The 20092-nt window shown below is 68.6% G+C and carries 17 protein-coding genes; 7 read left to right on the forward strand and 10 right to left on the reverse strand.

The genetic code is table 11. The features are described from left to right. Positions 1-682, forward strand: a 682-nt coding sequence (locus AC07YS_RS13490) for a GntR family transcriptional regulator (RefSeq protein WP_495275716.1), incomplete at its 5' end; no start/stop codon positions are given. A gap of 114 nt (positions 683-796) precedes the next feature. Here the strand turns inward: AC07YS_RS13490 and purL are convergent. Next, a complete protein-coding gene (gene purL / locus AC07YS_RS13495; protein WP_495268347.1) occupies positions 797-4765 on the reverse strand; it encodes a phosphoribosylformylglycinamidine synthase in 3969 nt (1322 codons plus the stop codon). Positions 4766-4921: 156 nt separating this feature from the next. Here purL and map point away from each other — a divergent pair, with 156 nt between their 5' ends. Together map and AC07YS_RS13505 are read left to right on the forward strand one after the other, a co-directional pair. Then, a complete protein-coding gene (gene map / locus AC07YS_RS13500; RefSeq protein ID WP_062471267.1) occupies positions 4922-5746 on the forward strand; it encodes a type I methionyl aminopeptidase in 825 nt (274 codons plus the stop codon). Between the two features lie 22 nt (positions 5747-5768). After that, complete coding sequence (locus tag AC07YS_RS13505) at positions 5769-8378, forward strand: [protein-PII] uridylyltransferase (RefSeq protein WP_159276945.1); 2610 nt, start codon at positions 5769-5771, stop codon at positions 8376-8378. Between the two features lie 24 nt (positions 8379-8402). Here the strand turns inward: AC07YS_RS13505 and AC07YS_RS13510 are convergent, their stop codons facing one another. Both AC07YS_RS13510 and AC07YS_RS13515 read right to left on the reverse strand, forming a co-directional pair. Beyond that, a complete protein-coding gene (locus AC07YS_RS13510; RefSeq protein WP_056580768.1) occupies positions 8403-8747 on the reverse strand; it encodes a hypothetical protein in 345 nt (114 codons plus the stop codon). A 53-nt stretch (positions 8748-8800) separates the two neighbouring features. Next, the gene (locus tag AC07YS_RS13515; protein ID WP_167395026.1) at positions 8801-9433 is read right to left on the reverse strand and encodes a LuxR C-terminal-related transcriptional regulator; all 633 of its coding nucleotides are present in this window, start codon (positions 9431-9433) and stop codon (positions 8801-8803) included. 198 nt (positions 9434-9631) lie between these two features. Between AC07YS_RS13515 and AC07YS_RS13520 the strand changes: the two genes are divergently transcribed. The 3 genes from AC07YS_RS13520 (at position 9632) to AC07YS_RS13530 (ending at position 12084) form a co-directional block, all read left to right on the forward strand. Then, positions 9632-9874 carry a helix-turn-helix domain-containing protein gene (locus tag AC07YS_RS13520; protein WP_062471259.1) on the forward strand — a complete coding sequence of 81 codons (243 nt, stop codon included), beginning with the start codon at positions 9632-9634 and terminating at the stop codon, positions 9872-9874. 124 nt (positions 9875-9998) lie between these two features. Next, a complete protein-coding gene (pgm, locus tag AC07YS_RS13525) occupies positions 9999-11654 on the forward strand; it encodes a phosphoglucomutase (alpha-D-glucose-1,6-bisphosphate-dependent) (protein ID WP_495268310.1) in 1656 nt (551 codons plus the stop codon). A 16-nt stretch (positions 11655-11670) separates the two neighbouring features. Beyond that, a complete protein-coding gene (locus AC07YS_RS13530) occupies positions 11671-12084 on the forward strand; it encodes a PPC domain-containing DNA-binding protein (protein ID WP_495268311.1) in 414 nt (137 codons plus the stop codon). Here the strand turns inward: AC07YS_RS13530 and AC07YS_RS13535 are convergent. Genes AC07YS_RS13535 through AC07YS_RS13545 form a run of 3 tightly spaced genes read right to left on the reverse strand, consistent with a single transcriptional unit; the run spans position 12039 to position 15132 of the window. Then, positions 12039-13097 carry an amino acid ABC transporter permease gene (locus AC07YS_RS13535; RefSeq protein ID WP_495268312.1) on the reverse strand — a complete coding sequence of 353 codons (1059 nt, stop codon included), beginning with the start codon at positions 13095-13097 and terminating at the stop codon, positions 12039-12041. The genes AC07YS_RS13530 and AC07YS_RS13535 overlap by 46 nt on opposite strands. Next, the gene (locus AC07YS_RS13540) at positions 13094-14092 is read right to left on the reverse strand and encodes an amino acid ABC transporter permease (RefSeq protein WP_495268313.1); all 999 of its coding nucleotides are present in this window, start codon (positions 14090-14092) and stop codon (positions 13094-13096) included. The genes AC07YS_RS13535 and AC07YS_RS13540 overlap by 4 nt, the downstream gene beginning before the upstream one ends. Continuing rightward, entirely contained in the window at positions 14089-15132 is a 1044-nt protein-coding gene (locus AC07YS_RS13545) for an amino acid ABC transporter substrate-binding protein (protein ID WP_492743225.1), read from the reverse strand. Before AC07YS_RS13545 ends, AC07YS_RS13540 begins: the two co-directional genes overlap by 4 nt. Positions 15133-15311: 179 nt before the next feature. Here AC07YS_RS13545 and AC07YS_RS13550 point away from each other — a divergent pair, with 179 nt between their 5' ends. Continuing rightward, positions 15312-15701, forward strand: coding sequence for a DoxX family protein (locus tag AC07YS_RS13550; RefSeq protein ID WP_062471245.1), 390 nt, complete (start codon positions 15312-15314; stop codon positions 15699-15701). A 21-nt stretch (positions 15702-15722) separates the two neighbouring features. Here the strand turns inward: AC07YS_RS13550 and def are convergent, their stop codons facing one another. The 4 genes from def to AC07YS_RS13570 form a co-directional block, all read right to left on the reverse strand. Continuing rightward, positions 15723-16262, reverse strand: coding sequence for a peptide deformylase (gene def / locus AC07YS_RS13555; protein ID WP_062471243.1), 540 nt, complete (start codon positions 16260-16262; stop codon positions 15723-15725). Between the two features lie 32 nt (positions 16263-16294). Then, entirely contained in the window at positions 16295-16738 is a 444-nt protein-coding gene (locus AC07YS_RS13560; protein WP_495268314.1) for a hypothetical protein, read from the reverse strand. A gap of 119 nt (positions 16739-16857) precedes the next feature. Continuing rightward, positions 16858-18954, reverse strand: coding sequence for an NAD-dependent DNA ligase LigA (gene ligA / locus AC07YS_RS13565; RefSeq protein WP_495268315.1), 2097 nt, complete (start codon positions 18952-18954; stop codon positions 16858-16860). A 26-nt stretch (positions 18955-18980) separates the two neighbouring features. Continuing rightward, entirely contained in the window at positions 18981-20087 is a 1107-nt protein-coding gene (locus tag AC07YS_RS13570) for a cell division protein ZipA C-terminal FtsZ-binding domain-containing protein (RefSeq protein ID WP_495268316.1), read from the reverse strand. Between the last annotated feature and the right edge of the window lie 5 nt (positions 20088-20092).

The following is a 20092-nucleotide window of genomic DNA, read 5'->3' on the forward strand; positions in this document are numbered from 1 at the left end:
GAACGCAGCCACGCCCGCCCGCAAAGCCCCCGTCCGGCGGCCCGAAGCAGCCATCTCCCTCAACGAAACCGCCTACCTGCGCCTGAAAGAAGCCCTGGTGACCCTGGCCTACAAGCCCGGGGAATACCTCAACACCGCCCAGGTGATGGAGCGGCTGGGCGTGGGCCGCACGCCGGTGAACCAGGCGCTGCACCGCCTGTCGGCCGAGGGCCTGGTCCGCATCATTCCGCGCAAGGGCGCGATGGCTTCGCCGCTGTCGATCAACGACGCGCTGGAGCTCATCGAGGTCCGGCTGGTGAACGAGGTGCTGTGCATGCGCCTGGCCGCGGCGGCCATCACCGAGGCCGAGCTGGCCGAGCTGCAGGCCATCGCCGAGCAGTTCGAAGCGGCGGCGCAGCGGCGCGATGCGATGTCGGTGATGAACCTGGACCGCCTCTTCCACGAAAAGATCGCAGCGGCGGCGCGCAACGCGATGCTGCAGGACATCCTGAGCGTGCTGCACGCGCGCTCGCAGCGCTTCTGGGCGATCTCACTGGCCGCCGAGGGGCATCTGGCCGAGGTGATCGAGGAGCACCGCACCATCGTCGCCACGCTGCAGCGGCATGACGCCGATGCGGCGGCCGAAGCGGCGAAGACGCATGTGCTGTCGTTCAAGGCGTCGATGCTGAACAGCCAGCGCTGATCGACGGCGCCTCAGGCGCATCAAACCCCATGAAAAATGCCCTCCAGACCCGAGCCTGGAGGGCATTTTTCGTTGGCCGTCGTCAGGTCGCCTGCGCGGCCCGACGTCGCCCGATCAACCCACCCACTTGCGCGCGTTGCGCCAGATCTGCATCCACGGGCTCAGCTCGCTCTTGTCGCCCGAAGTCCAGCTCATCTGGATGTTGCGGAACACGCGCTCCGGGTGCGGCATCACGGCGGTGAAGCGGCCGTCCGGCGTGGTGACCGAGGTCAGGCCGCCCGCGCTGCCGTTCGGGTTGAACGGGTACTGCTCGGTCGGCTGGCCGTGGTTGTCCACGAAGCGCATCGCGCCGATGGCCTTGGCCGCGTCGCCGCGGTGCTTGAAGTTGGCATAGCCCTCGCCGTGCGCCACCGCGATCGGCAGGCGGCTGCCGGCCATGCCCGCAAAGAAGATGCTGGGCGACTCGAGCACCTCGACCATCGACAGGCGCGCCTCGAAACGCTCGCTCTGGTTGGTGGTGAAGCGCGGCCAGGCCTCGGCGCCCGGGATGATGTCGGCCAGCTCGGCGAACATCTGGCAGCCGTTGCACACGCCCAGGCCGAAGGTGTCGGCGCGGCCGAAGAAGGTCTTGAACTGCTCGGCCAGCTTCGGGTTGAAGGTGATGCTGCGCGCCCAGCCGATGCCCGCGCCCAGTGTGTCGCCGTAGCTGAAGCCGCCGCAGGCGACCACGCCCTTGAACGCGGCCAGGTCCGCCCTGCCCGTCTGCAGGTCGGTCATGTGGACGTCGTAGGCCTCGAAACCCGCTTCGGTGAACGCATAGGCCATCTCGACGTGCGAGTTGACGCCCTGCTCACGCAGGATCGCGACCTTGGGGCGCGACTGCAGGATGGCCGGTGCCACCGGCGTGTTCGGCAGGAACACGTGCATGCCCGGGTCGTTCGGCACGCCGGCCGCGGCGTGCTCGGCATCGGCGCAGGCCGGGTTGTCGCGCTCGCGGGCGATCTTCCAGCTGACCGAATCCCACACCTGGTGCAGGTCGTGCAGCGAGGCGCTGAACACCGACTTGGCATCGCGCCAGACTTCGAGCTTGCCCTTGCCCGCGTCCATGGTGGAGCTGGCGGGCCGCGTCTTGCCGACGAAATGGCTGTGCGCGCTGAGGCCGTGGGCGCGCAGCACTTGCATGACGTCGTTGCGCTCGGCGGTGCGCACCTGCAGCACCATGCCCAGCTCTTCGTTGAACAGCGCCTTGAGCGTGAGCTCTTCGCGGCGCGCGCTGACCTGCTGCGCCCAGTTCTTGGCGTCGCCGGTTTCCATGCGGCTGTCGGAAATGCCGTCGCCTTCGGTGACGAGCATGTCGACGTTCAGCGCCACGCCGACGTGGCCGGCAAAGGCCATTTCGCAGGCGGTGGCGAACAGGCCGCCGTCGCTGCGGTCGTGCATGGCGAGGATCTTGCCGTCGGCGCGCAGCGCGTTCACGGCGTTGACCAACGCGACCAGCTGTGCCGGGTCGTCGAGGTCGGGCACGGTGTCGCCGCTCTGGTTCAGCGTCTGCGACAGGATGCTGCCGGCCATGCGGTGCTGGCCACGGCCCAGGTCGATGAGCACGAGCGTCGTGTCGTCTTCGGTCGCGTCGAGCTGCGGCGTGAGCGTGCCACGCACGTCGGCCAGCGAGGCGAAGGCGGTGACGATCAGGCTCACGGGCGAGGTGACCTTCTTGGCTTCGCCGTTGTCCTTCCACTGCGTGCGCATCGACAGCGAATCCTTGCCGACCGGAATCGACACGCCCAGCGCCGGGCACAGCTCCAGGCCCACGGCCTTGACGGTCTCGTACAGCGCGGCGTCTTCGCCGGGCTCGCCGCAGGCCGCCATCCAGTTGGCGGAAAGCTTGACGCGCGAGAGTTCGATCGGCGCGGCCAGCAGGTTGGTGATGGCCTCGGCGACAGCCATGCGGCCCGAGGCCGGCGCATCGAGTGCGGCCAGCGGCGTGCGCTCGCCCATGCTCATCGCTTCGCCGGCGAAGCCCTTGTAGTCGGCCAGCGTCACGGCGCAATCGGCCACGGGCACCTGCCACGGGCCGACCATCTGGTCGCGATGCGTCAGGCCGCCCACGCTGCGGTCGCCGATGGTGATGAGGAAGCGCTTGGAGGCCACGGTCGGGTGCGCGAGCACGTCGATGGCGGCCTTCTGCAAATCGACGCCGGTTAGGTCGAGCGGCTTGAAGCTGCGGGCGACGGTCTTCACGTCGCGGTGCATCTTGGGCGGCTTGCCCAGCAGCACGTCCATGGGCATGTCGACCGGCTGCACCGCAGCGCCTTCGTCGGCCACCAGCAGCTGGCGCTCTTCGGTCGCCACACCGACCACCGAGAACGGGCAGCGCTCGCGCTCGCAGAAGGCCTTGAACTGTTCGAGCGACTCGGGCGCGATGGCCAGCACGTAGCGCTCCTGGCTCTCGTTGCACCAGATTTCCTTGGGCGCCATGCCCGACTCTTCGAGCGGCACCGCACGCAGGTCGAAGCGTGCGCCGCGGCCAGCATCGTTGGTCAACTCGGGGAAGGCATTGCTCAGGCCGCCCGCGCCCACATCGTGGATCGCCAGGATCGGGTTGGCCGCGCCCTGCTGCCAGCAGTGGTTGATGACCTCCTGCGCGCGGCGTTCGATTTCGGGGTTGCCGCGCTGCACCGAGTCGAAGTCGAGCTCGGCCGCGTTGGCGCCGGTCGCCATCGAGCTGGCGGCGCTGCCGCCCATGCCGATGCGCATGCCGGGGCCGCCGAGCTGGATCAGCAGCGAGCCCGCCGGGAACTGGATCTTCTTGGTCTGCGTGGCGTCGATGCTGCCCAGGCCGCCCGCGATCATGATGGGCTTGTGGTAGCCGCGCTGCACGGTGTCGAGGTCGCTGGTCACCGCTTGCTCGTATTCGCGGAAGTAGCCCAGCAGGTTGGGACGGCCGAATTCGTTGTTGAATGCGGCGCCGCCCAGCGGGCCCTCGGTCATGATCTGCAACGGGCTGGCGATGTGCTCGGGCTTGCCGTAGTGGCCTTCTTCCGGCCAGAGCTTGGAGACCGTGAAGCCGGTCAGGCCCGCCTTGGGCTTGGAGCCGCGGCCGGTGGCGCCTTCGTCGCGGATCTCGCCGCCCGCGCCGGTCGAGGCGCCGGGGAACGGGGAAATGGCCGTCGGGTGGTTGTGCGTCTCGACCTTCATCAGCACATGGCTCAGGGCGCTATCTTTTTGATAGCTCTGCGAGCCGTTCGCCGGAATGAAGCGCTCGATGGTCGCGCCCTCCATCACCGAAGCGTTGTCCGCATAGGCGATCACCGTGTGCTGCGGGTTCTGCTTCTCGGTGTGGCGGATCATCGAGAACAGGCTCTGCGGCTGGGCCACGCCGTCGATGGTGAAGTTGGCGTTGAAGATCTTGTGGCGGCAATGCTCGCTGTTGGCCTGCGCGAACATCATGAGTTCGACGTCGCTGGGGTTGCGGCCCAGGCGGGTGAAGGCGTCCACCAGGTAATCGATCTCGTCCTCGGCCAGCGCCAGGCCGAAGCCGGTGTTGGCGGCCACCAGGGCCGCACGGCCGCCGGTTTGCACGTCGACCTGCGCCATCGGCTGGGCCGGCAGTTCGCTGAACAGGCTGGCCGCCTGTTCGACGGCGGCGAGCACCGATTCGGTCATGCGGTCGTGCAGCGGGCCGGCCACGGCGGCGAGCGCGTCGCCTTCGAGCACGGGGGCCTTGCCGATCAGCGGCGCCTTCAGCTTCAGGTGGTACTGGGTGACGCGCTCCACGCGGCGCAGCGCCAGGCCGCAGTTGTGGGCGATGTCGGTAGCCTTGGAGGCCCAGGGCGACACGGTGCCCAGGCGGGGCGTGACGACCACCGAGGCGCTCGCCTTGGCCGCCAGGGCCTCGAAGGGCTCGCCGTAGGTCAGGAGCGCGGCAAAGCGCTCACGGTCGGCGTCGCCCAGCGAGGCATCGGTGACCACCAGGTGGACGAAACGGGCCGAAATGCCCTCGATGCGCGGCTCGATGGCCTGCAGCTTCGGCAGCAGCTGCCGCGCACGGAAGTCGCTGAGTGCGCTGCCGCCCTCGAACATGGTTACGACAGGAAGGGCTTGAGGTGCGGGCTGCGTCACGGTCGATGGGGCCTCGGGGGGCGCGTTGGAAATCAAGGAATCGAGGCGGATGGCCGCTGACTGGGGTCATCCGCGTTAACCCGGAATTTTAGCTTGCCGAATGGGATAATTCGGGGCATGAGCATTACCTACAAAGACGCCGCAGGCATCGAAGCCATGCGGGTCGCCTGCCGCCTCGGGTCCGAGGTGCTGGACTACCTCACGCCCTTCATCAAGCCCGGCATCACGACCAACGACGTGGACCGGCTGGCCGCCGAGTACATGGTCAAGCAGGGCACCACCTCGGCCACGGTGGGCTACATGGGCGCCAGCAGCGTGCCGTTCCCGAAGTCGCTGTGCACCTCGGTGAACCACGTGGTGTGCCACGGCATCCCCAATGACAAGCCCCTGAAGAAGGGCGACATCATGAATGTCGACGTCACCGTCATCAAGGACGGCTGGTTCGGCGACAACAGCCGCATGTTCGTGATCGGCGACGCCTCCATCGCGGCCAAGCGCCTGTGCAACGTCACCTTCGAGGCCATGTGGCACGGCATCCTGCAGGTGCGCCCCGGCGCCCACCTGGGCGATGTGGGCCATGCGATCCAGAAGTTCGCCGAGGGCCAGGGCTTCTCGATCGTGCGCGAGTTCTGCGGCCACGGCGTGGGCCAGCGCTTCCACGAAGAGCCCCAGGTGCTGCACTACGGCCGCCCGGGCACCATGGAAGAGCTCAAGCCCGGCATGATCTTCACCATCGAGCCGATGATCAACGCCGGCAAGCGCGACGTGAAGGAAGACTTCAAGGGCGGCCAGTACGACGGCTGGACCATCGTCACGCGCGACCATTCGCTGTCGGCCCAGTGGGAGCACACCGTGCTCGTCACCGAAACCGGCTACGAGGTGCTGACGCTCTCCGAAGGCAGCCCGCCGCTGCCGGCCTTCGTCACCTCCACCAAAACCTGACGCGCCGAAGCGCGCCCCCGCCGTGATCGAAGCAGCCAAGATCGACGTGGCGACGCTGCGCGAAGCCTATCGCGCGAAAAAGCTCGCCCTTTTCGACACCCTGCGCTTCGCCCGCGCGCCCACCCGCAGCGTCCACACGGTGCTGCGCCAGCTCTCGGCGCTGGCCGACCAGACGCTCACTGCGCTGTGGAACGAGGCCGGCTTCGGCGACGCCTTCGCGCTGGCCGCGGTGGGCGGCTACGGGCGCGGCGAGCTGTTCCCGTACTCCGACGTCGACGTGCTGCTGCTGCTGCCGCCCGAGGGCCAGGACAGCGGCGTCGAGCCGGCCCGCATCGAGGCCTTCATCGGCCAGTGCTGGGACGCCGGCCTCGAGATCGGCTCCAGCGTGCGCACGCTCGAGGAGTGCCTGGACGAGGCCGCCAAGGACATCACGGTCCAGACCTCGCTGCTCGAATCGCGCCTGATCACGGGCGACAAGAAGCTCTTTGCGGCCTTTCGCCGCCGCTTCACCCAGGCCATCGATCCGCAGGCCTTCTTCGTGGCCAAGTCGCAGGAAATGCGGCACCGCCACCAGAAGTTCGACAACACGCCCTACGCGCTCGAACCCAACTGCAAGGAATCGCCCGGTGGCCTGCGCGACCTGCAGACCATCCTCTGGATGAGCAAGGCCGCCGGCTTCGGCAGCCGCTGGGACGACCTGGCCAAGAACGGCCTGGCCACGCCCTTCGAGGCGCAGCAGATCAAGCGCAACGAAGCCCTGCTCTCGCTCATCCGCGCCCGCCTGCACGTGATCGCCAACCGGCGCGAAGACCGGCTGGTGTTCGACCTGCAGACCGCCGTGGCCGCGAGCTTCGGCTACGAGAGCGAGTCGCAGCGCAAGTCGAGCGAGGCGCTGATGCGTCGCTACTACTGGGCCGCCAAGGCGGTGTCGCAGCTCAACCAGATCCTGCTGCTCAATATTTCCGAGCGGCTGCAGCCCATCGACGAGCAGCCCACGACCATCAACGAGCGCTTCTACGAGCGCGCCGGCCTGATCGAGATCGCCAGCGACGACCTGTACGAGCGCGAGCCGCACGCGGTGCTCGAGACCTTCCTGCTGTACCAGAAGACCATCGGCGTGAAGGGCCTGTCGGCGCGCACGCTGCGTGCGCTGTACAACGCGCGCCATGTCATGGACAGCAAGTTCCGCAACGACCCGGTCAACCACGTGACCTTCATGCGGATCCTGCAGCAGCCCTACGGCATCACGCATGCCTTCCGGCTCATGAACCAGACCTCGGTGCTGGGGCGCTACCTGCGCGTGTTCCGCAGCATCGTGGGGCAGATGCAGCACGACCTGTTCCATGTGTACACGGTCGACCAGCACATCCTGATGGTGCTGCGCAATGTGCGCCGCTTCTTCATCGCCGAGCATGCGCACGAGTACCCGGGCTGCTCGCAGCTCGCGGCGGGCTGGGACAAGCCCTGGATTCTCTACGTCGCCGCCCTCTTCCACGACATCGCCAAGGGCCGCGGCGGCGACCACTCCACGCTCGGCGCGCGCGACGTGCAGCGTTTCTGCAAGCAGCACGGCATCGCCCGCGAAGACGCCAAGCTCATCGAATTCCTCGTGGCCGAGCACCTGGTGATGAGCCAGGTCGCACAAAAGCAGGACCTGGGCGACCCCGAGGTCATCGGCGCTTTTGCCAAGCGCGTCGGCAACGAGCGCTACCTCACGGCGCTGTACCTGCTGACGGTGGCCGACATCCGCGGCACCTCGCCGCGCGTGTGGAATGCCTGGAAAGGCAAGCTGCTCGAAGACCTGTATCGCTTCACCCTGCGCGCCCTGGGCGGACGCATGCCCGACCCGGACGCCGAGGTCGAGGCCCGCAAGCGCGAGGCCCTGGTGCTGCTGGCCCTGCACGCCCAGCGCTTCGAGGCGCACAAGGCGCTGTGGGACACGCTCGACGTCGGCTACTTCATGCGCCACGACGCCACCGAGATCGCCTGGCACGCCAAGCAGCTCTCGCGCTTCGTGCCGCCCAAGAACGTGCCTATCGATCCGAAGGCGCTGCCCATCGTGCGCGCGCACCTGTCGCCGGTGGGCGAAGGGCTGCAGGTGGTGGTCTACACGCCCGACCAGTCCGACCTGTTCGCGCGCATCTGCGGCTATTTCGACCAGGCCTCGTTCAGCATCCTGGACGCCAAGGTCCACACCACGAGCAACGGCTACGCGCTCGACACCTTCCAGGTGGTGACGACCTTCCAGCCCGACCATTACCGCGACCTGATCAGCATGGTCGAGACCGGCCTGGCGCAAACGCTCACCGAAGCCGGCGCCCTGCCCGCCCCCAGCATGGGACGCGTGTCACGCCGGGTGCGCAGCTTTCCGATCAAGCCACGCATCAGCCTCGTGCCCGACGACAAGGCGCAGCGCTGGCTGCTCAGCATCTCGGCCAGCGACCGCGCGGGCCTGTTGTATTCGGTGGCGCGCGTGCTCGCGCGGCATCACCTGAACCTGCAGCTGGCGAAGGTGACGACCCTGGGCGAACGGGTGGAAGACACGTTCCTGATCAGCGGACCGGAACTGCAGGGCCAGAAGACGCAGCTGGCCATCGAGACCGACCTGATGGAGGCGCTGGCCTCCCAGTGAGGCCGCTGAATGGGCGTGTGCGGCTCAGCCGCAGTACGCGCCGAGGATGCGACCCGTGGGATCGACCTGCGCGTTGAGCCGCGTCGCGTCCTGGGCCGGGTCGGCCGGCGCCGTGGCCGGCACGGTGCGGGCGGTTTTCGCGCCGGCGCGCTGGCGCATTTCTTCCAGCAACGGACGCGTCGCCTGCATGCCCAGTGCAAAGCGCACTTCCGGGGCCTGGCAACTTTCGGGCGGGGGCGCGAAGCTCGGCGGCGCCGGCACTTCGGAGGTGAGCGGCCGGTCCTTGGGCGGGGCCTCGCAGCCCGCGAGCACCGCAGCCAGGGCCGCAGCCGTCAGAAGAAACCCGTGCCGGCCAAACGTCATGCGCATCTTGTCTTGCTCCTTGAAACCAGCCTGAAGCTTAGCCGCCCGCGGAGGCCCGCTCATGACCCCTTGCGCTGCAGCGGCGACAACAGCCCCAGGCGGATGCCCGTGATCACGGCCTCGGTGCGATTGTGCACACCCAGTGCCTGGAACAAGGTGCCGATGTACTCCTTCACCGTGTGTTCGGACAGGCCGAGCTCGCGCGCGATCGACTTGGTCGGCAGCCCGCGCGCCAGGCCGTGCAAGGTATCTGCCTGGCGCGGGCTGAGCGTCGGCCTGGCGGTGCTCTTCGACCCCAGGTGCAGGATTTCCTGCGGCAGGTAGACCTCCCCCGCCAGCACGGTCTCGAAGGCCCGTTTCAGGAAGTCGGCCGGCATGCTCTTGGGCACGAAGCTCATGGCGCCCGCCTCCAGGCAACCGCGGATGATGTCGACATCGGTCGAGGCCGACACCACCACGGCCGCGATGTCGGGCGCGGCCGCCTTCAGGCGCACCAGCGCATCCAGACCGTACTCGCCGCGCAGTTCGAGATCGAGCAGGCAGATCGCCAGGTCGGGATGGCGCAGCGCCAGGGCGCAGGCCTCGTCGACCGTGGCGGCTTCGAAGATTTCGGCGCTGCGCTCCATGCTCTCCAGCAGCATGCGCAGGCCCGCGCGAAACAACGCGTGGTCGTCCAGCGTCATCACTTTCATGGCACACCCCCTTCGGCCTTTCTGGCCGATATGCACCCTCATTCTGACGCTGGCACCCACGGGTAGAGCCGCCGCGCGTCGGAACTAGATCACCCTCCATGCAAAAAACTACCAGCCCCTGCGAAGGAGGGGTTGGGTCCCTGGCGCGTTTCGAGGAAATTCAGAGCCGACCGCTGTTGTCGCCAAAGGGGGCCGACCATGAACGCCAGTTTTCAAGACCGACTGATCTCGCTTGTCGCGGGGTCGCAGCCCCAATGGAAATCCGAGCTCGCCCGACAGTGCGGCGTCAGCGCCCCCACCGTGATCCGCTGGCTCACCGACCGCCACAGCTGCGCAGGCACTCTGCACCTACACGCGATCGCCGCGTACTTCGAGGTGCCCGCCCGGTGGCTGGCCACGGGCGACGGCCCGGAGCGGGTGCGCACGCGGCGCTCACATTGAAAGGGTTGTAAGCGGACCTCTGTGAACGGGCGCGCAGGCGGCAAGCCGCCCCCGCCCATGGCGTATGCTGAAAGGCCGCGCACGGCACCGCCGGTGCGCTTCTCTTTCATCACCCGCTTTCGACATGAGCACCTCTTCCCATCCCCTCGCGGGCCAGCCGGCCCCGTCTGATCTGCTGGTGGACGTGCCGCGCCTCGTCTCGGCCTACTACACCGGTCGCCCCGACCCGGCCGTGCCCAGCCAGCGCGTGGCCTTCGGCACCTCGGGCCATCGCGGCTCCTCGTTCGACGACGCGTTCAACGAATGGCATGTGCTGGCGATCAGCCAGGCCATCTGCGACTACCGCAAGCAGCAAGGCATCGACGGCCCGCTGTTCCTGGGCATCGACACGCACGCGCTGTCCACGCCCGCCTTCGCCAGCGCGGTCGAGGTGCTGGCGGCCAACGGCGTCGAGCTGATGCTGTCGAAGGACGACGAGTACACGCCCACGCCGGCCGTGTCGCACGCCATCCTGGTCTACAACCGCGGACGCACGAGCGGTCTGGCCGACGGCATCGTCATCACGCCCTCGCACAACCCGCCCGAAAGCGGCGGCTTCAAGTACAACCCGCCCAACGGCGGCCCCGCGGGCACCGACATCACCTCCGCCGTCGAAGCCGCCGCCAACAAGATGCTGGCGAACAAGCTCGAAGGCGTGAAGCGCATGCCGCTGGCGCAGGCGCTGAAGGCGTCCACCACGCACCGCCACGATTACCTGAACACCTACGTCGAAGACCTGGCCCAGGTGCTCGACATGGACGCGATCCGCGGCGGCACCGTCGACCTGGGCGTCGATCCGCTGGGCGGTGCCGGCGTGCACTACTGGCCGGCCATTGCCGCGCGCTACAAGCTCCAGCGCCTGAACGTGCTGAGCCAGGCGGTCGACCCGACCTTCCGCTTCATGTCGCTCGACTGGGACGGCCGCATTCGCATGGACCCGTCGTCACCCGACGCGATGCACGGGTTGGTCGCGCTGAAAGACCGCTTCGGCATCGCCTTCGCCTGCGACACCGACCACGACCGCCACGGCGTGGTCACGCGCAGCGCGGGCCTGATGCAGCCGAACAACTACCTCGCGGTGATGGTCGACTACCTCTTCACGCACCGCCCACACTGGCCGGCGCAGGCCGCCGTCGGCAAGACAGTGGTCAGCAGCCGCATGATCGACCGCGTGGCGGCGCGGCTGGGCCGCCCGCTGTACGAAGTGCCGGTGGGCTTCAAGTGGTTCGTCGACGGGCTGGTCGACGGCTCGCTGGGCTTCGGCGGCGAGGAAAGCGCGGGCGCCACCTTCCTGCGCCACGACGGCAGCGCCTGGACCACCGACAAGGACGGCATCGTGCCCGCCCTGCTCTCGGCCGAAATCGCCGCGCGCACGGGTCGCGACCCCGGCGAGCGCTTCACCGAGTTGACGCAGGCGCTGGGGCGCCCGGTGTCCGACCGCGTGGACGCGCCCGCCACGCCCGAGCAGAAGAAGCGCCTGTCTGCGCTGTCGCCGCAGCAGATCACCTCGACCACGCTGGCCGGGGAGAAGATCGAGAACGTGCTGAGCCACGCACCGGGCAACGGCGCGGCCATCGGCGGCGTGAAGGTCGTCACCGAGAACGGCTGGTTCGCCGCACGGCCGTCGGGCACGGAGAACATCTACAAGATCTACGGCGAGAGCTTCCTTGGTGACGACCACCTCGCACGCATCCTCGGCGAGGCGCAGCAGGTGGTCGACAAGGCGCTGTCGGCGAGTTGACGCGAGGCGCACGCGCATGGACACGCTCGTGCTGCGGCTGCAACCGGGCGACGACCTGCGCGCGGCGCTCGACGCCGTGCTGAAGCAACCCGGCATCGGCGACGCGGCCTTCGTGGTCTCGGGCATCGGCAGCCTGCGCGGCGCGAGCATCCGTTTCGCAGGTGCCGAGTCGGCGACGCGGATCGAAGGCGACCTTGAAATCCTCATGCTCGCCGGCACGCTTTCGCCCGACGGCTCGCACCTGCATCTCAGCGTGTCGGACGGCGCCGGCCGGGTGTCGGGCGGCCATGCCGCGCCGGGCTGCGTGGTGCGCACCACGGCCGAGATCCTCGTCGCGGTGCTGCCCGAATGGCGCTTCTCGCGCGAGCCCGATGCGCAGACCGGCTACGCCGAGCTGGTGCCCAGGCGCCGCTCCAGCCAGACGCTGTAGCGCGACAGCCCGAAGCACAGCAGCCAGTAGACAGCTGCCACGAACAGGTAGCCCTCGAGGTAGAACGGCCGCCAGACCGGGTCGCCGCCCAGCGCCAGCCCGAGCGCGCCGGTCAACTCGAACAAACCGACCACGGTGACCAGCGAGGTGTCCTTCAAGGTGCCGACCACGCTGTTGGTCAGCGCGGGCACGACGAGGCGCAGCGCCTGCGGCAGCACGATGTCGCGCTGCACCGGCCAGCGGCCAAAGCCCAGCGCCATCGCCACCTCGGTCTGCCCGCGTGGCACGGCCTGCAGGCCGCCGCGGATGATCTCCGCCAGATACGCCGCGACGAACAGCGTGAGGCCCATGAGCACGCGCACCAGCACGTCGGGCTGCCAGCCCGCGGGCCACAGCAGCGGCAGCAGGAACGAGGCCATGAACAGCACCGAGATCAGCGGCACGCCGCGCACCAGCTCGATATAGCTCGCGCTCAGCGTGCGCACCACGGGCCATTCGGAGCGCCGCCCCATCGCGAGCAACAGTGCCAGCGGAAAGGCCAGCGCCAGCCCGACCACGGCCAGCCCGATGGTGAGCGGCAGGCCGCCCCAGCGGCTGGTCGGCACGGTGCTGAGCCCGGCCACGCCGCCGTGCATCAGCCCGACGAACAGCAGCAGTGCCACGCCCCACAACGGCGCCAGCCACCAGCGCCAGCTGCGCGGCCACGCGCTGAGCACGGTCACCGCGGACAACACGACGACGGCGACAGCCGGACGCCACTGCTCTTCATACGGAAAGCGACCGAACAGCATCGGCCGCCACTTCTCGGCCACCACGCCCCAGCAGGCGCCGTGCTGCACCGCGCGGCAGGCGTCGGCGTCGGGGCGGAACACGGCGTGCACCACACCCCATTCGAATGCGTGAAAGCCGGCCCAGGCCAGCAGGCCCAGCAGCAGCACCGTGGCCAGCGCACGCAGCGGCGAACCCCACAGCTCGCTGCGCCATGCGATGGGGCCTTGCGCGATGTTTCTCATCGCCAGCCTCGCAGCGCGACGCGCGCGTTGTAGCGGTTCATGCCGAAGGAGATCACGAGCGAGAGCAGCAGGTACACCGCCATGATGATCGCGATGCACTCGAAGGCGCGCCCGTTCGAGCCGATGGTGGTGTTGGCCACCGACACCAGCTCCGGATAGCCCACGGCCACGGCGAGCGACGAGTTCTTGGTGAGGCTCAGCAGCTGGTTGGTGAGCGAGGGCACGATCACGCGCAGCGCCTGCGGCAGGATCACGATGCGCAGCTGCTGCACCGACGACAGGCCCAGCGCCTGCCCCGCCAGCACCTGCCCCTGCGACACCGAGAGGATGCCCGCGCGCACGATCTCGGCGACGAAGGCCGCCGAGTACAGCGACAGCCCCGCGACGATGGTCACGTACTCCGGGCTCAGCGCGGCGCCGCCGCTCACGCCGAAATCACCGCGCTCGGGCCATTCGAAATGCGTGGGCCACCCGCCGCCCTCACCTGTCACAGGCCAGGGCACGCTGAGCCCGCCCTTGCTGAGCCACACGCCCGGCAGCAGGTGCACGGGCTCGGTCGGATCGGGCAGCAGGTTGGCCATCGCGAACGCCAGCATCAGCAGCTGCACCAGCAGCGGCACGTTGCGCAGCAGCTCCACGTACGCGGTGCAGATGCCGCGCAGCAGCACGTGCGGCGCGAGCCGGCCGATGCCGATCAGCGTGCCGAGCACCACCGCGAAGATGGCCGCCGGCACGGCCGCGCGCACGGTGTTGATCAGACCCGCGAGGAACGCGCGCCATGACGGCTGGCTGGCGTCGAAGTCGAGCCAGCCTTCGCTGATCGAGAAGCCCGCGGGCTCGGTGAGGAAGTCGAAGCCCGAACGCACGCCGCGTGCGCGCAGCACCTCGAGCGCATGGTTCACCACCCAGAAGGCACCGGCCACGACGGCCAGCACCAAGAGGGCCTGCACGAGCCAAGCCAGCCAGGCGCCGCGGCGCGAGGCCTGGCGGCTCATCGAACGGGTGGTGCGTAGATCAGGCCGCCCTTGCTCCACAAATTATTGGAGCCGCGCGGCAGCTTGAGCACCGACTTCGGTCCGACGTTGCGCTCGAACATTTCGCCGTAGTTACCCACGGCCTTGATGGCGCGGTACGACCAGTCCTTGTCGAGACCGAGCAGCTTGCCGAGGTCTTCACCGGCGCCGAGCAGGCGCTGCTGCGCCGGGTCCTTGCTGCCGGCCTTGAGCTGGTCGGCATTGGCCTGCGTGACGCCGAACTCTTCCGCCTCGATGAGCGCGTTGGGCACCCACTTGGCGATGGCGAACCACTCGTCGTCGCCACGGCGCACCAGCGGTGCGAGCGGTTCCTTGGAGATCAGCTCGGGCAGGATGAGGTAGTCGTCGGGGTTCGGCGCTTCCTTGTTGCGCAGGCCGGCCAGCGCCGAGGCGTCGGTGGTGAAGGCCTGGCAGCGGCCCGAGAAGAAGGCCTTGAACGAGGCCTCGAAGCTCTCGAACACGACGGTCTTCACCGGGATGTTCTGCGCGCGGAAGTAGTCCGACACGTTCTTCTCGTTGGTGGTGCCCGACTGCGTGCAGATGGTGGCGTTCTTGAGCTGCTTGGCGCTCGTCACCTTGAGCTTCTTGGGCACCAGGAAGCCCTGGCCGTCGTAGTAGGTGATGGTGGTGAAGTTGAAGCCCAGCGAGGCGTCGCGCGTGAGCGTCCAGGTGGTGTTGCGCGCGAGGATGTCGATCTCGCCGGCCTGCAGCGCCGAGAAGCGCTGCTGCGAATTCAGCGGCACGAAGTCGACCTTCTTGGGATCGCCCAGCACGGCCGCGGCGATGGCGCGGCAGGTGTCAACGTCCAGGCCCGACCAGTTGCCCTGCGTGTCGGGGGCCGAGAAACCGGCCACGCCGTTGGTCACGCCGCACTTGACGGTGCCGCGCTGCTTGACCGCGTCGAGCGTCTTGCCGGCGAAGGCCGGGGCCGTGGCGGCCAGCGCAAGAACGGAGGCAGCGGCGAGCAGTGCCGGGCGGAATCGGGTGCTTGTCTTCTTCATCATCATTGGTGTGTGCTCCTCAACAGTAGGCAAAAGGCAGTGTACGGGGCGATGCAGGCCGCCGACAAAGAACCCTGCGTTGGATACATATGTCGATCCGCTCGCGGGCGATCGGTTGGCGGCGCGGCCAGTTTCACTACCATACGGCCCTTTCATCACTCCCGAACAGGAATCACACCATGGTCAAGTCCGACGACACCGGCAAGCTCATCCTGCGCGTTGCGCTGGGCATCCTCATCCTGCTGCATGGCATTGCCAAGGTCGGCAAGGGCGTCGACGGCATCGGCGGCATGCTCGCGTCGCACGGCGTGCCCGCGGTGCTGGCCTACCTGGTCTACGTGGGCGAGATCCTGGCGCCGGTGCTGCTGATCGTCGGCCTGTTCACGCGGCCCGCCGCGCTGGTCGTGGCCATCAACATGGTGGTGGCGATCTGGCTGGCCCACCGCAAGGACCTCGGCGCGCTGAACGGGCAAGGCGGCTGGGCGCTGGAACTGCAGGGCATGTTCCTGTTCGCGGCCATCTCGCTCGCGCTCACGGGCGGCGGGCGCTTCGGGCTCAACAACAAGTAAGCAACGAGGCGGGCAGACGAATCAGTCGTCGTCCGCCGCATCGAGGCCCGGGAACAGGACCTCGGTGTAGCCGAAGCGCGAGAAATCGCGCACCCGCATCGGGTACAGCTTGCCGAACAGGTGATCGACCTCGTGCTGCACCACGCGCGCATGGAAGCCATCGGCGGTGCGATCGATCGGGTCGCCGTACAGGTCGAAGCCCGTGTAGCGGATGTGGGCGAAGCGCGGCACCACGCCGCGCAGGCCAGGCACCGACAGACAGCCTTCCCAGCCCTCTTCCTCTTCATCGCCCAGCGGCGTGATGACGGGGTTGAGCAGCACGGTGCGCGGCACCGGCGGCGCGTCGGGGTAGCGTGGATTGACGGTGTCGGTGCCGAAGATCACCAGTTGCAGGTCGACGCCGATCTGCGGCGCCGCAAGGCCTGCGCCGTTGACCGCCCGCATGGTCTCGAACATGTCGCGCACCAGCAGGTGCAGTTCGTCGGTGTCGAAAGCGGCGACCGGCTGCGCGGTGCGCAGCAGCCGGGGGTCGCCCATCTTGAGGATTTCGCGGAAGGCCATCGCGCAATTATCGCGAGAGCCTCATGCCACGATCACGGAATACCGCCGGGATTGTTCTTCGAGTCCGGCGAGGTCCACAGCCGCGCAGGGCCGCGGGGCATCTGCTGCGGCTGCGAGGGCGTGATGCCGGGCACTCCCCCCCCGCCGGGCCGCACCGGCGGCACCACGGCAACCGGCGGACGGCCACCGCCCCAACCCGGGCGCGTCGTCGGGTACGAGGGTCGCACGCCGGGGTACGGGTAAGCCGGCCGACGGCCGTCGTAATAAGGGCGGCGGTCGTAGTACGGACGCCGCTCGTAGTAGCCGCCACCCTGGATGTACACCGGCGCCGGCACCACCACGGGACCCGGATCGGAGTAGTACGGTTCGGGATAGCCGCCGGAGTAGTACGGATCGCCAGGAACGGCCACGCAGCCGCTCAGCAGCGCGATGCCGCCGAGTGCGAGGCTGGTAGCGAGAACACGAATTTTTTGCATGAGGGACTCCTTGTCGGCCTTCTGTGATCGTTCAACGCCCGCTTGTAGACCCTGTTGACTGCGCTGGTGTGAAGTCGCGTAACGGCCGGTAAGGGCCCGGATCCCGGGCGCCGGGCGACTCAGGCGTCGGGTGCCGGCGGAACACCGCTGGCGAGGATCTCCAGCATACGCGCCTCGTCGATCACCGTGACGCCGAGGTCGCGCGCCTTGTCCAGCTTGCTGCCAGCCTCTTCCCCGGCCACGAGGTAGTGGGTCTTCTTGCTGACGGAGCCGGCCACCTTGGCGCCGGCTGCCTCCAATTTATCCTTCGCTTCGTCGCGGCCCAGCGTAGGAAGGGTGCCGGTGATCACGAAGGTCAGTCCCGCCAAAGGCTTGGGGGCACGGGCCTCGGGCTCGAACTCTTCCCAGGTCAGGCCACAGGCGCGCAGCTGCTCGACCACCTCGCGGTTGTGCGGCTGGTCGAAGAAGGTGCGCAGGCTCTGCGCCACCACCGGGCCGACGTCGTTGACCTCGAGCAGCTGCTCCTCGGTCGCGTCCATGATGGCGTCGAGCTTGCCGAAATGCTTGGAGAGGTCTTTCGCCGTGCTCTCGCCGACATGGCGGATGCCCAGGCCGAACAAAAAGCGCGGCAGCGTGGTCTTCTTCGAGGCTTCGAGCGCATCGACGAGGTTCTTGGCCGACTTCTCGGCCATGCGGTCCAGGCCCGCCAGCGTGACGAAGCCGAGCTTGTAGAGATCGGGCAAGGTGCGGATCAGGTTGGCATCGACCAACTGTTCGACCAGCTTGTCGCCCAGCCCGTCGACATCGACCGCGCGCCGCGCCGCGAAATGCAGGATGGCCTCCTTGCGCTGCGCCGCGCAGAACAGGCCGCCGCTGCAGCGGTAGTCGACCTCGCCCTCCTCCCGCACCGCCTCGGAATCGCACACGGGGCACTTGTGCGGCATGGTGAAGACCGCGCCGCGCTGGTCGTCGGGCTTGGCCAGGCTGTCGGGCGCCACGCCCACCACCTCGGGAATCACGTCGCCGGCGCGCCGCACGATCACCGTATCGCCCACGCGCACGTCCTTGCGGCGGGCTTCGTCCTCGTTGTGCAGCGTGGCGTTGGTCACGGTCACGCCGCCCACGAACACCGGTGCCAGCTTGGCCACCGGCGTGAGCTTGCCGGTGCGTCCCACCTGGATCTCGATGCCGACCACCTCGGTCAGCTGCTCCTGCGCCGGGTACTTGTGGGCCACGGCCCAGCGCGGTTCGCGCGAAACAAAGCCCAACTGGCGCTGCAACTCCAGGCTGTCGACCTTGTAGACCACGCCGTCGATGTCGTATGGCAGCGCATCGCGCTGGCGGCCGATGGTTTCGTGGAACGCTATCAGTTCAATAGCACCGGTCGCCCGCGCGGTCTGCGTGGCCACCGGAAAGCCCCAGGCGTGGAACTGCTGCAGCCAGTCGAACTGGGTCGCGATGTCGGGGCCGCCTTCGGTCGCGGGCGAAACCTCGCCCAGGCCGTAGGCAAAGAAGCTCAGCGGGCGCTCTGCCGCGATCGCCGGGTCGTGCTGGCGCACCGCGCCGGCCGCCGCGTTGCGCGGGTTGACGAACACCTTCTCGTTCTTCTGCCCGGCGGCGATCTTCTGGCGCTGGCGCTCGTTGAGGGCATCGAAATCGGCGCGCTTCATGTAGACCTCGCCACGCACCTCGACCACGGGCGGGGCCGCGCCCTTGAGCTTCAGCGGAATCTCGCGCACGGTGCGGATGTTCTGCGTGACATCCTCGCCCACCTCGCCGTCGCCGCGCGTGGCAGCCTGCACCAGCACGCCGTGCTCGTAGCGCAGGCTCATGGCCAGCCCGTCGAACTTGAGTTCGCAGACGTAGGCGATCTGCGGCGCGTCTTCGGCCAAGCCTAGTTCGCGGCGCACGCGCGCATCGAAGGCGCTGGCGCCGGTCGGCGTGATGTCGGTCTCGGTGCGGATCGACAGCATCGGCACCCGGTGGCGCACCTTGGCCAGGCTGTCGAGCACCGTGCCGCCCACGCGCTGCGTCGGCGAATCGGGTGTGCGCAGTTCGGGAAACTCGGTCTCCAGCACCTGCAGGCGCTGGAACATCTTGTCGTACTCGGCGTCGGGCAGCTCGGGGGCGTCGAGCACGTAGTACAGATGGGCGTGGCGATGCAGCTGCTCGCTCAGTGCGGCGGCTTCGCGTGCCGCTTCGTCGCGCGTTGTCATGGGGTGTCCCTCGGGAAAAAGACGGATCAGCTGAAGAGGCGTCGCGCCAGCGGCGAGCCCGCGGCGAGGTCGCGTGCGTCGAGCGTGTCGTACAGCTGCTCGAGGTCGGTGCCGATCACGTCCATGGTTTCGTCGCGCAGCAGCTGGCCGTCGCTGTCGGTCACCACGCCGTCCATCTCGCGGGCGAGCGTGGCAGCAGCTTCACGCATGCGACGGAACGGCTCTTCGCCGCGATCGACCTGCGGCACGTCCAAGCTCAGGCTGAGCTCACGGATCGCCGATTGCGCCGGATCGTCGGCCAGCGCAGCCTGGGTGTCGAACGAAAGCCCGAGGATCGGCGGCAGGCCGGCTTCGCTGGTCGGCAGCACCATGCGGCCCGGAATGATCCCGGCGACAAAGCCCAGCCGCGCGGCGTTCTGCTGCACGTAGCCCGGGCTCCAGGCGGCGTGCAGCGCGCGCAGCACGAAGCCCAGCTGTGCGTCGTGCGCGCTGGCGAACTGGTCGAGCTCGCGGGCGCGCGCCACTTCGTCGAGCATCTCGGGAAACTCGGGCGCGCCGTTCACGGCATCGGCAAAAGCCTGCGCCTTGACCACGAATTCGGAATACTCGATCTCGTTGAGCGCCCCAGTGCGGTTGGCCAGCTGCACGCCGACCTGGAACGCGCGGTAGCGCTGTCCGGGCGCCGGCGGCTCCCATTGGCTGGTGAGGTCGTTCAGGCCTTCGATGGCCACCGGCTTGCTGCCGGCGCGGCGCGTCGACGGCATGGACGCGAGCGCGGCATCGCCCGAGGCCAGGCCTTCGAGCGAAATGGGCGCGATGACATCGATCAGCGGATCGAGCCCGCCGCGGCGCTCGCCGGTGGGCACGGGCACGCCGCTGGGCGCGGGCAGGTCGGGGTCGAACAGCGGCTCGTGGCGGTCGCTGCCGGCCACCTGGCTCGGGTCGGCATGGAGCATCGGCTCCACGCCGCTGTCGCTGCCGCCGGCCAGCGCGCGCTCGGCTTCGGCCAGGGCGACATCGACCGCGTCGGGCTGGCGCGGCGCATTGCGGCGCGACATCAGGGTGTTGTAAGCCACGACGGCCGCGAGAACGAGGCCGCCGAGGATCGCCAGGGCGAGGGTGAGATTGCTCATGCGCG

This window comes from Variovorax sp. GW458-11-26-14-LB1 (assembly GCF_059423965.1).